Origin of the sequence: Paenibacillus sp. FSL R5-0378, assembly GCF_038009285.1 — a bacterium.
Lineage (GTDB): Bacteria > Bacillota > Bacilli > Paenibacillales > Paenibacillaceae > Paenibacillus_AQ > Paenibacillus_AQ favisporus.
On record NZ_JBBPAY010000001.1, the window covers coordinates 560,631 to 574,458 of the forward strand.

Sequence of the window (13,828 nt, forward strand, 5' to 3'; positions counted from 1 at the left end):
ATTGCCTGTTCCCCGGCGGGTTTACCCTCGTTCAGAAAGGCCGTTGACCTTTGCCCGGCTTGTATACATTTGGTTAGATTCGGGCGTATTTGCCTTAGGCAGCCGGCCGCTGGCGAGGTATTCTCGTGAAAGCGAAAAGGCCAGGAAATCCCTGGCCCAAAAACGCTTATGCATCCTGACGGTGAAGAGGGGAAGCCGGTTTCTTATGTGCGATATCGCGGTACGCCGTTGCGCTGATGCCGCTGCCGCGCTTGAAGGCCCGGCAGAAGGTGCTGGACGCGTGGTACCCGACCTGCTGCGCAATATCCCGGATTGGCAGCCTGGTCTCGGACAGCAGCTGCTTGGCTTTGTCCATCCGGAGATTCTCAACGTATTCGGAAAAATTGACCCCTGTCTGCTCTTTGAAAAATTGCGACAGATACCCCTTGGATATATTCAGATGATCCGCCGCGGCATCCAGGCTGAGATCAGCCTGTCCGTACTGGTGATGAATGTAGTCCACCGTATCGCGGATCAATTGGACGTTGCGGCTCTTCTTGCGCTGATCGATGCCGTCCGAAATTTCCGCGAATCTCTCCGTAGCGTTATCAAACGCCTGCTTCGGGTGATTGGCCGTGCCGAGCTGCTGCAGCAGCTGCCTCATGTCCGCCTGCTCCTTCACCATCAGCTGATCCTGCACTTTGACCAGGCAGCCGACCAGGTCAAGAACGAACAGCTGCTGCATCGCCAAGGGAAGGTGCCGCTCCTCGAAATTTTCCCGGTACAGGGAGGCGAGCAGCTTCCGGACCTCCTCCGTCTCGCCTGCTTTGATGTAATTCATCAGGCGGTTTTCCGATTCCGCCGGAAAATAAAAACCACGGTGATCATGGGCCAGATCCTCGAACCAGACAGACTGGCTGGGCCCGGCTTCCTGCACCCGGGTGAGCGCCTGCCTCGCTTCTTCAAAGGATTCCGGCACTTCAAGGAGCGAGGTGCGGTAGCCTCCCATCGCGAAGCCTGCCTGGAGCCCGTGGCGGCTGATTTCCAGCGTCAGCTGCTGCAGCTCCCGTTCCACCGTCTTCCGGAAGGCGCCGGGATCGCCTTGTCCGTTGACGAACAGGACGGCGATTTTATCCTCGGCGACCGGGTAGGTGAAGGGACAGCCCTTCAGTGTCCGGCCCAGCATATCCTGGATGAGCACGCGTTCGATATCGAGCTCGCGCAGCTCCTCCTCCTGAAACCGGTGCCCGCCGCGGTGAAACTGAACGATTCCGACGGCGCAGCCGCTGCCCTGAATATCGGCGTTTTGATGCTTCAGCAGGGATTTGACGTGTTCGGCCATCAGGTATTCACCCTGAAGAAGGCGCCCGAAGAACGACTCCCGCAGCAGCGGAGCCTGCCGCTCGATTTCCTGCTGCAGTTCGTCGTTGTTGTCGATCAGGCGCGCGAGTGAGTGCTGGATATAGCCGTACATATCCTTCGGCCGCTTCAATTCCCCGCCGTTCAGCCGGGACGTCAGGGCAGATGTGATGTTCACGATCGGCCTGCCGCTCCGCGTAGCGAACAGATAGGCAAGGATGAGGCCAAAAATCAGGAAGGCAAGAAGAATGGTTACGGTTGTATGCTTGATGGCCAGCACTTTGCTCAGGACGACATGGGGCGGCTGGGCGACGACATAGGACCATCCGTTATAGGACGAGGTGGTATAGGTCATCATCATGCCGCCGGTAGCCGCTGAAGCTTCGATCACTCCGGACTTCGCTCCCGGCGGCAGGCTTTGCCGGGTCACCATCCCGCCGCTTGACAGGGATGTAACCAGGCGTCCTTTCTCATCCACGATGGATACCCAGCCCCCGTCGGATATATCGATTCCACGAAGAAGCGACTGCAGGCGCTGGTTGTCCACCAGAATCATCAGCGCCCCCTGAATATGGCCGGGGTACCCGAGAGACTGGACATAGGTCAGCAGATCCGTCGTCTTGCCTTGATACACCGTGGATCCGGACGACATGATTTCCCGGTTGCGGAAATGGCCAAGGAGATCGTTCCTCCAGGTCGTGTAATCCTTGCTGGGTTCAGAGAACATGTAACGATAGAACGAGGGAAGTTCATAAGTGGAGTCCGGGGATAGCGCCAAATCGCTATTTTTGAAGATCAGATAGTAGTTAAGAATAAATCCATTGGCTGCATTGTAGCTGTAGAGGCTTTTTTGCGTCCGGTACACTTTGTACGCCGTCGTGTCCCGGAACGGTTCCTTTACCTGCTGGAAGCTTTGAACGGCCGGATCGCTTTGCAGCTGCAGGGAAATCCGGTTAATCTCGTTGAAGCGGCTGTCGACCGTTTCTTTCACCTGATCCAGCATCTGCAGGTTGCTGTGCGTGACTTCCTTTTTCACCACGTCATAGGTTTGCCTGTAAAACAAGGCCCCTGCAAGCAGGGTAAACAACATGAACAAGAAATAGGGGATCATGAAGCGAACGAAAATGTACTGGATTTTCCATCCATTGGCCCATCGCATGGATCACTTCTCCTCTCTTTATTCTGGGATGCCGATTCGACAAAACGCAACGCGAAACATGTCTAAATAACCATATTGTAAGTGCTTTCATATTTTTTATCAACGAGTTTGTAAGGTTATATGACATACAAAAAAGCAGCCGAAACCTTCGGCTGCCTCCATTTTACACAGAACCTCAGCGGGTTCCCACGTTAAAATCCACTTCCTCGATCAATTCGATAATTTCGCCGTTCGGGCTGTGCAGGACCGCATTGCGGACCCTAAGCGGCGGCTCACCCAACTCCAGATTCCCCGGCTCCACATAAATTCGCGCCCCGTGAGCGAGCGCCTTGTCCACCATCTCGTCCACGTTATCCACGTAGAATGCCAGATGCAGCAGGGCGCCGTGCTTCACTTCCTCGCGCGAAGGCGCCTTATCCCCCTCGGCCGGAACCTCGGCGCCGCTGTCGAACACCTCAATGCAGGTCCGCCCGTCAGGCGAAACCAGCATCGAGGCCGTCTTAATTTTAAACGCAGGCAAGCTCCATGAGTGACCGACCGTAAACCCGAGAACCCGGATATAAAAATCAAGCGTTCCTTCATAATCCTCTGCCTGAATGGCCGCATGGGCCAGTCCTTTCACGCTCATAACCATCTCTCCCTTTGTGTTTTTCGTACCGTTTTTATTTTATAGATTCATTTTCGAGATCGACATGCATGGAATAAGGAATTGGTCCTTCCCGATTTGCATAAAATAAGTTATTTTCGTATGCTTACCTTATCTTTAGATCAAGTTACAGGAGAGATGGCGAATTTGAGCACAGCAGTTGACGAGATCGACCTGAAAATTTTAAAGCTTCTGCAGCATGAAGCGCGAATGCCGATCGCCCAGATCAGCAAGCAGATTGCCATGTCCCAGCCTTCCGTGAAGGAGCGGATCGTTAAGCTCGAGGAACGGGGTGTGATCATAGGGTACAGCACGGATCTGAATTTGCGGGAGCTGCAGCGGGGAACGACCTCTTTTATCCTGATGAAGACCGAGCAGTGCAGCGAGCTGGTGGAATTTTGCACGCAGTCCAAGCAAGTGACGGGTTTGTTCCGTATCAGCGGGGAGTATAACTATCTCATTCACGTCCAGACGGGGTCCGTCGACGAGGTAGCCGACTTCCAGGATGCCCTGGCAAGGTTCGGCCCGTCGAAATCGCATATCAGCCTGAAAAATATATTGGATCACCGGATTTTGCTGTGATAGAGCCGGTGTGTCCTTATTCTGCCCAATAGGAGGAGAACCGTAATGACGGCACAGCTTGTATTTCGTTAAGTCAGAGCCCCGCCTCCGGATTGCACGGTAACATTTTGGCCTATGTTCAAAATCCAACCGCGAATCAGGAGGATACGATAAATGGATATTCAGATCAGGGAAATGACAGACCGGGACCGCCCGGAGCACATTCAGATCGACGGCAGCTTTACGGTAGATTCCGAGCTCGTCCTGTCCGTTACGGACCAAGGGATCGGTTATACGGTTAAACCCGTCGTGCCCAGTTATCAAAAAAGCTACCCCGACGAGGCGGACCAGGGCGACAGCGGAAATTTGTCAGAGTACATCGGCCGTCCGGACCGTGCCGTCTACCTGGCCATAGCGGGAGATCGGGCCGTTGGCCGGATCATGCTGACGAAAAATTGGAACGGATACGCTTATATCGAGGATCTTCGGGTGGATCGGAACGCCCGGGGACACGGCATCGGCCGGAAATTGATCGAGCAGGCGGTGCTTTGGGCCAAAGCCGGCCACACGCCCGGCCTCATGCTGGAGACGCAGAGCAACAACGTGCGGGCGTGCCAATTTTATGAAAGCTGCGGATTTGTTATTGGAGGCTTTGATTCTTATCTATACCGGGGCTTTAAAGAGCATTCGCAGGAAACGGCTGTTTTTTGGTACCTGCTGTTCTAGCGGTCAACGGGATGTCAACTCAGCATATAAACCGCAATGAGGATCAGCACCGCAGCTATGATTAAATAATTCCTCGTTCTAACGGGAAGTTTGTTGGCTTTCGGACCGATGACCTGACGGTAGAAGACGAACAGCAGCACCAGATCTGCAAGCAGCACCAGCAGCATCAGATCCATTCTGCCGTCGATTCTCGCCGTCAGGTTTTTTTCTGCAAACCCGCACACGCATAAACCAAGGAATAAATACACGACGTTTCTAACGATTTCCACAAGACTCCAAATGGCCTTCATCTCGCGACACCTCGCTTAACTCCATTTCTATTCAATCAGGGACTGTTCGATCAGCCGATTGGCAGTCCCATTTCCACGGTCGTTCCCTTGCCGGGCTCGCTTGTAATGTTCAGGATGCCACGGTGGGAAGCGATAATTTTCTTCACGATCATCATGCCCAGACCGTAACCTTCCAGCTTGGTCGTATGAAATGGTTCCCCGATCCGCTCCAGCACCTCTTCGGGCATGCCGATTCCGTTGTCCATGAACCGGATCCGCTGGTAACCGCCGTCTGCCTCGAGCACGATGTCGATCCGGCCCCCGCCGGGCAGCGCCTGAATGGCATTTTTCAGGATGTTCAGAAACACCTGCTTGATCTGATTGCGGTCGCAGGAAATTTTCTCCTCCCGGATGCAGGTGCACCGGATGCGGACATTGTTCTTTGCCGCCTCGATTTCGATCAGGCTCAGCACCTCCTGCAGAATCGTCATGCACCAATCTTCCCGGAAGCGAATTTCCTGCGGTTTGCCTAAAATGAGGAACTCGCCGACGATCAGGTTCATCCGGTCCAGCTCCGACATAATCAGGTCATAATGCCGCAGTCCTGAGGTCGGTCCCGCCAGCTGAATAAGGCCTTTGACGGTAGTCAGGGGATTGCGGATTTCGTGCGCAATGCCGACCGCAAGCTGGCCGGCGAATACCAGCTTCTCCGTATTCCGCAGCACCTCCTCGGTCCTCTTCATTTCCGTAATATCCCGCAGGGTGCCGATAATGCGGCAGAAGCTGCCGCCCATATCAAAAACCGGCAGAACGTCCAGCATATAATAGTTGTCGGCGTCCATCCGGGTGTCCTGCAGCTCTACGCCAATGCATTCCTCCTGTCTGGCCAGCACCCGCTCGAAATAGGGGGAAACCAGGCGATGCTCCAGCACCGGCGTGCCCAGGTATAGATGTTTGTCCCCGCCGTCTAAGCGGAGCATCCTCAAGTATTGATCGTTCATGTCGATAATCCGGCCGACGGCGTCCGTCACGACAACTCCCTGATAATTCGCCTCCAGCAGCACTTGGTTCAACGTGTGAAGGTGGGCGTTGTTCCGGCGAAGCAGCATTTCCCGCTCAACGGAATCAACCATGGTACACAGCAGGGTCAGCAGGTGCGGATGGGCCGAATCGACCCCGGTCATCAGAGAGAGTGTTCCAAGCACCGCCCCGTCCTCCCGGTGGAAAGGGGCCGAGTAGCAGGCCATGCCGTGGAGCGCCTCGAAGAAATGCTCTTCGCCCAAAGTCTGGAACGGACGCTTAAACCGCAGGCACAGCGGGACCGAGCCCGTGCCGGTTTCCTCGTTGTAGCGGACCCCCTTGATAATGCCCAGCTCCGCGATGGCCTCGAGAAACATCGGCTCGCCGTAGCATTCCAGCAGATATCCCCATTGGTCGGTCACCGTGACCAGGATCGGGGTCCCTTGAATGGTCGACAGAAACTTGTTGACGAAAAAAAGAATGATATCAATATATTCCTTATAAAAGGACAACCGTTCCTCCAGTTCCTCTGTGGTGTAGCGCTTGCTGAGAACGGGAAACTTGGCGGGATCGAGGCCCCTCTGCCCGTAATGCGCGTTAAAAGCTGCAATGATCTGCTGATCATCCATTTGGTCTATCTCTTTATCCATTGCCTATACCCCATTTATGCCGATATTCCATCCCAAGATGACGTTCAATTCCCTCTATTCTATCATCCTTTGGGACGAAAGCGTCCGCATAATATGAAGATTTTACCTGAAAATAAATCATCCCCTTCCCGCAGAGCCGTCAATGCCCCAGGAAAGAGGATGTATTAGGATAAGGATAAGCCATTTTCGATCAACGGCCTGTCAGGCGCTTGATAATCTCCCGGCTTTTTTTCAAATACCGGACCGATTGATCGTATTCCCGGCTGGCCACGCCCAAATATAAAATATCGATGACGTTCAGTTGGGTCATCCGCGACGACATCGCGCCGCTGCGGATTTCGTTCTCCGTCGATGACGTGTAGAGCGGATAATCGGCCTGTGCCGACACGGCATTGTTGCCGTACTTGGTGATGGAAATGGTCTTGGCTCCGCAGGCGCGCGCCTCCTTCAGGCATTCGATGACGTGGGCCGTCTCGCCTGAATACGAAATGCCGACCGCCACGTCGCCCGGATTCAGCATGACCGCCGAGGTCAGCTCCAAATGCGGATCGGTAAAGGAATGGCTTGTCTTGTTAATCCGCAAAAATTTGTGATGCGCATCCTGCGCGATCAGATGGGAAGCCCCGAGGCCGTAGAAAAAAATTCGGGAGGCTTGGCTTAACGCCTCCACCGCAAGGTCCACGGTTTTCGGATCAAGAATCGTTACCGTGTCCCGGATCGACTGAATGTTGTTGGCGGACACGGTTTGGATAATTTGCTCCATGGAATCGCCCGGACGAATCTCCCGGTACTCATAGCGCTCCTCGTTCTGATTCAGGTCCCCGGCCACCTTCAGCTTCAGCTCCGGGTATCCCTTCACCCCCATGGATTTGCACAAGCGGATGATCGCCGCCTGGCTGCCGCCGCTTTCCGCAGACAGCTGCGCTACGGACATGTCGAGTATGCTGTGCGGATAGCTGATAATGTATTCAGCCACTTTGCGCTCTGAGGGCGTAAGGTCGTCCAAAATCTCTCGCAGTCTGACTAGTCCCCCGTTCATGATGCTCTCTCCTTTGCCCGTATCGTATCGTAGCAGATCTCATCCCTGCTCGTTCTCGTTCGCATCGTTATCAATCTCTGGCGGCGGCGGTAATCGCGTTGTGCACCGCCGCCCGCAGCACGCCGACGCTGCCGCTTCGGCCGTAATAGACCCGGTTGGTGAGCAGCACCACCGCCAGGTCCAGATCGGGCTCCATCCACAGGCTGGTCCCGGTAAAGCCGGTGTGCCCGTAGCTGCGCGGGCCCATCCAGTCGCCGGAGGCGTCCCAGCGGTCCCCTTTCAGGACCCAGCCGAGCCCCCGGTTCGCCCCGGCGATGCCGGCGGTATGGGTCCGTGTCGCGGCCCTCACGGCCGCCGCCGACAGGACGCGCCGCGGCTGGCCGCCCGGCGCGGCCGGCTCCGGCACGGCGCCGCCGGCCAGCCACATCCGCGCATAGCGCGCCAGGTCGCCGGCGGTGGCGAACAGGCCGGCGTGCCCGCAGACGCCGCCGAGGGCTCGGGCTTTCTCGTCGTGGACCACCCCCTGGAGATGACCGCCGGCACCGCGGTCATATTCCGTCGGGGCGGTCCGCGCCCGCAGCCCGGCTGGCGGGGCGAAGACGGCGCCGGCCATGCCGAGCGGCTCCCAAATGCGCTCCTTGGCTGCCTGGTCCAGAGGCATGCCGGCCGCCTTCTCGACGATCCGGCCGAGAAGGAGGAAGCCGAGATCGCTGTAGACGGCGGCCGTACCCGGCGGATGCTGCAGCGCCACGCCGGTGACCGCCTCCCACATTTGGGGCTGCGTCCAGCCGTGCGCGTGGATATTTCGATCCGCCGGCAGACCGGAGGTATGGGTGAGCAGCTGCCCGATCGTCACCTCTTCCCGCCCCTCACCGGTAAACTCAGGGATCCAGGCGGCAGCCTTTGTACCAAGCGTCAGGACGCCGTCATCGATCAGTCCGAGCACAAGCGGCAGCGTGACGCTCACCTTGGTCAGCGAAGCACAATCATACAGGACATCCGGCCCGGCCGGGAGCGGATGATCCGGATCCGGACTCGGGTCTGCGCTCCCCGCTGCATAAACCCATTCCTTCCCGTGCCGGGTGACGGCCAGCACCGCCCCGGGTATTACCCCAGCGGCCATCTCCCGCTCAATGGCACGCCCGGCGGCCTCGAGCCCTTTGGGGTCCAGGCCAAGCGCCTTGGCGCCTTCCGCTATACCAGCGTACATGATATTCCCTCCCGATTTTCGGCTCCCTCCAGGGTCGTCGGCAGACTCAAAGGCGCAAATGCTCCGAACAGACGGTGCAATCCGCAACCGCCACGCGAATGAGCCGAAAAGCCCTGTATGCTGCCTTGAGATGTTAACATTTCTGGTGCCTATTATATCGCTTGCGAAATTTTATTTCAACACAAGTGGTATATTTAGAAATTTTTATTTAAAAACTCAGCGGCATCCATTGATCCACAGCCATTAAGGACCGTCCCTACTGATGTTTATGACATTTCGTTCATTTTAAGACACTTCCGTCTAGGCATCTGCATAGGATGCAGCAGGTCAATTCCAAACGGAGGTCAACGTCATGAGTGTGCAATATTCAAGCTATCAGCACCAAACGCTGTACCAGGCAGAGCCTCATATGAGCCAAACGCTTCATTCAGCTCGGGAACGCTTCAAGCAGCTGTGCCGCCAACATGTCAATAAGCATGTCCGGATCGAAACGCTGGACGGCGATGTATTTGAAGGAACCCTCTTGCACTGCGACAAGGGTATCGTGTATATCCAAATTCCGCAGTCATCCGGACACCGGGCTTTCATCCCCGGACGCCCCCCTTTCTTTAACCAAACCATCCTGCCTCTGGTCCTGTACGAACTGCTAGTCATCAGCTTATTAGCGTAAGCTCGCCATAACTATGCTCAAATGAGCAAAGAAAGGAGTCATTCCCATGGCATTCATGCCTCCCTTCGGCCCTCAAGGCCAGGTGCAGCCGCCTTCATCCCCGCCGCCGCAATTTACGCCTGCACAAACCGGCGCATCGGCGCTCGCCGTTGATCCCGGCGCGATCTCCGGCTGCCTTTTCCGCAATACGTTCATTTGGCCCGTACGCGGTCCGGGCTTCTGGTTCTATCCCATCTTCGTCGGCCGGACCTCCGTTGCCGGATTCCGCTGGAACGGATTTTTCTGGATGTACTCGGGGCTCGACCTCAGAACCATCCAATCGTTCACCTGCTTCTAGAAACGCCTGCTGCACGACAAAGCGGCGGTATCCGGAAAGCGTCCCTGACGCTCCCGGCGTACCGCCGCTTTTTCATGGGTCATACACGCTCAGCATAGATCATACACGCTCAGGATGGCAGCCGCAGCCGCTACCGTCACGCCAGCCTCCGGTATGCCTTCCTGCCAAGAAAGAAGCAGACGATAGCGGCTCCCAGGCCCAGCGCTACCACCGGACCCGCGACCCAAGGATTGTACAGCACGGTGGAGGTGGCGCTGATCACGGCTCCTCCCATGCCTGCCCCCGCCGCCAGGCCTAAATGCGTCACCGACGTATTCAAGCTGAGTACGAGATCGGAGGATTCCGGCGCCTGCTGGATAAAGTAAGTTTGAATGGCTGGCGCGGTTACAAACATGGCAAACATCATCACGCCGATCAGAATGAGGTCCGGAACGAGCCAGGAGGAAAACGCTGGCAGCAGCGCCAGGGCCGCGGCATGGACGAGCAGACCGGCCAGCAGAATACGTACGGCCCCCCACCGGTCCACGGCGTAGCCTCCCAGACGGGAGCCGATCACCCCGAGGATGCCGAAGCCCAGCATGGTCACCGCCACGCCTGCGGCGTTCATGTGAAGTACGCTTTGCAAAAACGGGGTCATATAGGTATACATCACCGAATTCCCGGTCTCCCGGAACAGCGTAATGAACAGAGCACTCACGATAACTCCGCTGCCCAGCAGGCGCAGCTGGCGTCCCAAGGAGACGGGCTCATCACCTTCCACGGCCGGGAGAAGCCGGTAAATCGCCGCCATGATCAGCAGGCTCAGCGCTCCCAGCAGGACGAAGATCATTCGCCAGCCGATCCAGCCGGTAATGGCGATGCCAAGCGGGACCCCCAGCACCATGGCCAAGCTGAAGCCCAGAATAATGGTGCCGATGGCGCTGCCGACCTTCTCCGCCGGGACGAGCTTGGCGGCGGCGCTGAACACGACCACCAGGTACACGCCCGATCCGATGCCCAGAATGATGCGCGACGCGATCAGCAGGACAAAATGGGTGCTGGCGAAGGACAGTCCACAGCCGGCTGCGAAAACCAGCAGCGAACCCAGCATCACCTTTTTTCTCCCGAGACGGGAGGTCAGCGAAATCAAGACCGGCGTGCCGATCGCAAAAGCTAAAGAATACGCCGTAATCAGCTGCCCCGCCGCACCGACGGAAACGTTCATATCACCGGCGATCTCACTGAGCACGCCGCTGACGATCAGCTCCGAAGTGGCCGTCAGGAAAACGCCCAGCGTCAGTAAATAAATATAGAACCGATTCATTCGTTGGATCATGTTCATACCCTCCATATATACGACCGGCAGCCGGTGGATCCAAGGCATGGCCGGCACATGCCTTGGTGCACCCTGAAGCCGATACTCATAGAATCAATGAGCGCAAGACCGGTACAGCGCCGGGCCACGTCTGGCACATCAACGTGCACCGTTCTTTTCGCTTGATTGAATTATATGAAAGGTACAAACAAATCGTAAGAACGCAAATGATTTGGAGATAATCCTACCATTTTGACTAACTAACAATTTGTAAGTGAATCATACGTTTATACAAAAAAACCAAAGGAGCCTGTCCTCCTTCGGTTTTTTATGTCCGTTATATATCACCATTTAATCCGCTTGGCCGTTTCCAGTTGCAGGCTTCGCTCCTCTTCCGCGAGTGGCCAGGTATGGATCTCTTTTTGTATTCGCTCCAGGCTCGTGTATCCTTTGGCTAGTCCGTTCAGCCTGGCGGCCAGCGTGGAACTCACCAGCTCCTCATGCGTCGGATAGAGCCGGCTCAACTGCTCGATCGCATCCGGATGCCTTTTCAAGTAGTATTTCTGGTGGCGGTCTTCCGCCGGGTACCAGGCCGTAAGGGGAGCGATTTCCGTATCCGGCCGTCCTTTGCCCTGCTCCCCGCGCCGGGCCAGAACCTGGTGAATCGCCTTCAGCTGTCCATCACCGCGATAGAGGAGCAGCGACAAATACTGCCTGCCTTTGTAATCGTTAATATTAAAAGGGTTATGATTGTCCCAGAACGCGTTCAGCATGTCGGAAAAGGAAATGACGCCAGGGTCATACACGACCTCGACCGTCTCTGTATGATCACCCATGTTGCGGTACGTTGGGTCTGATGTCGTTCCTCCTCCATAGCCAACCCGCGTCCGGATCACCCCCGGCATGTGGCCGAACAATGCCTCCGGGCTCCAGAAACAGCCCATCCCCAGCGTCACTATCTCCGGAGCAACACCTGACTCTTGAGAATGATCGGATCCGGAATCCTGTATGCGCAATGGTTTCACCCCCCTTCAACATTTAGGCGAACATCGTACTGATATCGTCGACCTGGAGGCCAAGTGTGCTGCCGATCAGAAAATACAGCAGCGTCCACACGAACGCCGTCGTGTAAGAGACCAGGGCAAAACGGCGGTAAGCCATCCCTTTCATGCCGACGGCATACGGCGTCACGTTTCGCAGAACAGGCAGGAATACGCTGATGCACATGGCCATATTGCCGTATTTCCGGTTCAGCAGCTCCGCTTTATCGATATACCTGGCCATCCGCTTGGACCTGGTCAAACGGTCGAGCAGGCGGCTTGCCGCCAGACGGCTGACGACAAAGCCGACGGTCAAGCCTGAACAGATCCCCAGGTAAATCGTGATAAACGAAGAGACCGGTGCCAGATGCCCCGTCCCGGCAAGCACCCCGCCGATCATGACCACCACCTCGTTCGGAAGCGGGAGGCCAATAACGCCTAAGCACAATACGAAAAAGAACGCAAAATAACCCACCTGCTCAATGAGTCCCATCAACGTATCCATACTCTTTCGGTTCCTCCCATACCCAGCAAAAATAGTCCATGCTGAAGCCCTGAAGGCACGCTGCCAGACAGGCCCCCCTTTTAACTTATGCCGCCTTCCGGTCCGTTGAGAATCCCATCCTCAACAGTTTGACCCTTTCTTAGCCCAGCTCTTCCTTCAGCTTCCGGTCAAGCGCCCGGAACGCGTCCCTGATCCGTTCTTTGGGCACCTTGGCATACATGTCCCCGATGCTGACTTCATAGGAGGACTCCGAATCCCCGTTATCTTTCACATAATGATTCAATTGAATGCCTGTTTCGCTGATGATATCCACCAAGAGCGCTTCGAGCCGCTCTTTGCCAAGCTGAATATGGACGTGAAACATATTCGAAACGGGAACGGCCGGCCTTGTGCTGACGCCGTGGCATTCGTTATAGAGCGCGGCAAGCTCTTTGGCATCCTCATAATACTGCTCCATTCGTCCAATCCGCCGGTCAAAATAGTAATCGGCGCTGACTACATACGGATACAGGCTGAACAGATCCCCGCCGTGCCGTCTCTTCCATACCTTGGACCGCTCTGTAAAATCCGGGCTTCCCGCCAAGATCGCACCGGAAATGCCTCCGATGCCTTTATAAAAAGAAACGTAGACACTGTCGAATAGCGAGCAGATTTCCGCGGCGGTTTTTCCATAGTAAGGCGTAACCTCGAACAGTCTCGCTCCATCGAGATGCAGGCGGATGCCCTTTTCACGGCAATAGGCGGAAATCGCTTCGAGCTCGCCGTAGTCCGGCAGCTGACCGCCGATTTCGCGCTGGGGCAGCTCCAGCAGGAGACAGGAAACGTCCTCCGTCATCCGCTCAACGTCCTCCAGCCGGATCAGGCGATCCTTGTCCGCCAGAAGCACCGGTTCAATATGATGCAGCTCTTTTAAACCGTCCTCTTCGTGGATTTCCAGGTGGCACAGCGGGTGGTATGCCACCTTCTTCACCTGCTTCTCATCGCACCAGATCCGCAGCGCAATCTGCTGGGCCATCGTCCCGCTCGGGAAAAAGACAGCCGATTCCTTGCCCAAATACGCCGCCATTTTGTCCTGAAAATCCTCTATCACCTTGCCTTTGCCGTAGGCATCGCCACCGAGGGACCCGTCCACCTCCCGGAAGGCCTCCTTCAGCACCTCCAGATTTCGGGGACCGTGCCCTCCCAGTACATATTCTGCCTGCTTGCCTGCTTCTGCCAATGATATTTTACCCGTATTCATTCGTCCGGACCGACTCCCTTTCAACTCGCGCATTGCAACCGGACCATTACTTACGTCCGGGCGTTCACGTGACATGTTCAACAACGATCGTTGTTTGCTGTCTTTAGCATACTAAATCTTGAAA

At 56.0% G+C, this 13,828-nt stretch carries 14 protein-coding genes; 4 read left to right on the forward strand and 10 right to left on the reverse strand.

Going from position 1 to position 13,828, the window contains the following annotated elements; genetic code table 11:
- Positions 1 to 166: 166 nt before the first annotated feature.
- Entirely contained in the window at positions 167 to 2,497 is a 2,331-nt protein-coding gene (locus MKY74_RS02415) for a helix-turn-helix domain-containing protein (RefSeq protein WP_076173057.1), read from the reverse strand.
- A gap of 175 nt (positions 2,498 to 2,672) precedes the next feature.
- A complete protein-coding gene (locus MKY74_RS02420) occupies positions 2,673 to 3,125 on the reverse strand; it encodes a VOC family protein (protein WP_076173058.1) in 453 nt (150 codons plus the stop codon).
- 165 nt (positions 3,126 to 3,290) lie between these two features.
- Between MKY74_RS02420 and MKY74_RS02425 the strand changes: the two genes are divergently transcribed.
- Complete coding sequence (locus MKY74_RS02425) at positions 3,291 to 3,725, forward strand: Lrp/AsnC family transcriptional regulator (protein WP_144025469.1); 435 nt, start codon at positions 3,291 to 3,293, stop codon at positions 3,723 to 3,725.
- A 153-nt stretch (positions 3,726 to 3,878) separates the two neighbouring features.
- Positions 3,879 to 4,430, forward strand: a complete 552-nt coding sequence (locus MKY74_RS02430) for a GNAT family N-acetyltransferase (protein WP_076173060.1) — start codon at positions 3,879 to 3,881, stop codon at positions 4,428 to 4,430.
- Positions 4,431 to 4,444: 14 nt separating this feature from the next.
- Here MKY74_RS02430 and MKY74_RS02435 read toward each other — a convergent pair whose 3' ends face one another.
- From MKY74_RS02435 to MKY74_RS02450, 4 genes are all read right to left on the reverse strand, one after another.
- Positions 4,445 to 4,720 carry a hypothetical protein gene (locus MKY74_RS02435; protein WP_076173061.1) on the reverse strand — a complete coding sequence of 92 codons (276 nt, stop codon included), beginning with the start codon at positions 4,718 to 4,720 and terminating at the stop codon, positions 4,445 to 4,447.
- Between the two features lie 50 nt (positions 4,721 to 4,770).
- Positions 4,771 to 6,369 carry an ATP-binding protein gene (locus tag MKY74_RS02440; RefSeq protein WP_076173062.1) on the reverse strand — a complete coding sequence of 533 codons (1,599 nt, stop codon included), beginning with the start codon at positions 6,367 to 6,369 and terminating at the stop codon, positions 4,771 to 4,773.
- Positions 6,370 to 6,559: 190 nt separating this feature from the next.
- On the reverse strand, positions 6,560 to 7,408 hold the full coding sequence (locus tag MKY74_RS02445) for a MurR/RpiR family transcriptional regulator (protein ID WP_076173063.1): 849 nt from the start codon (positions 7,406 to 7,408) through the stop codon (positions 6,560 to 6,562).
- Positions 7,409 to 7,478: 70 nt separating this feature from the next.
- Positions 7,479 to 8,618, reverse strand: coding sequence for a serine hydrolase domain-containing protein (locus tag MKY74_RS02450; protein ID WP_076173064.1), 1,140 nt, complete (start codon positions 8,616 to 8,618; stop codon positions 7,479 to 7,481).
- Positions 8,619 to 8,970: 352 nt separating this feature from the next.
- Here MKY74_RS02450 and MKY74_RS02455 point away from each other — a divergent pair, with 352 nt between their 5' ends.
- Positions 8,971 to 9,288, forward strand: coding sequence for a hypothetical protein (locus tag MKY74_RS02455; RefSeq protein WP_076173065.1), 318 nt, complete (start codon positions 8,971 to 8,973; stop codon positions 9,286 to 9,288).
- 46 nt (positions 9,289 to 9,334) lie between these two features.
- Positions 9,335 to 9,625, forward strand: a complete 291-nt coding sequence (locus tag MKY74_RS02460) for a transporter (protein ID WP_076173066.1) — start codon at positions 9,335 to 9,337, stop codon at positions 9,623 to 9,625.
- Positions 9,626 to 9,761: 136 nt separating this feature from the next.
- Here MKY74_RS02460 and MKY74_RS02465 read toward each other — a convergent pair whose 3' ends face one another.
- From MKY74_RS02465 to MKY74_RS02480, 4 genes are all read right to left on the reverse strand, one after another.
- Positions 9,762 to 10,940: an MFS transporter gene (locus MKY74_RS02465; protein WP_341011553.1), complete on the reverse strand. Its 1,179-nt coding sequence runs from the start codon at positions 10,938 to 10,940 to the stop codon at positions 9,762 to 9,764.
- A 323-nt stretch (positions 10,941 to 11,263) separates the two neighbouring features.
- On the reverse strand, positions 11,264 to 11,935 hold the full coding sequence (locus tag MKY74_RS02470; protein WP_244169341.1) for a peptide-methionine (S)-S-oxide reductase MsrA: 672 nt from the start codon (positions 11,933 to 11,935) through the stop codon (positions 11,264 to 11,266).
- A gap of 22 nt (positions 11,936 to 11,957) precedes the next feature.
- Positions 11,958 to 12,464, reverse strand: a complete 507-nt coding sequence (locus MKY74_RS02475; RefSeq protein ID WP_076173067.1) for a DedA family protein — start codon at positions 12,462 to 12,464, stop codon at positions 11,958 to 11,960.
- A 139-nt stretch (positions 12,465 to 12,603) separates the two neighbouring features.
- A complete protein-coding gene (locus MKY74_RS02480) occupies positions 12,604 to 13,704 on the reverse strand; it encodes a threonine aldolase family protein (protein ID WP_076173068.1) in 1,101 nt (366 codons plus the stop codon).
- Positions 13,705 to 13,828: the final 124 nt, after the last annotated feature.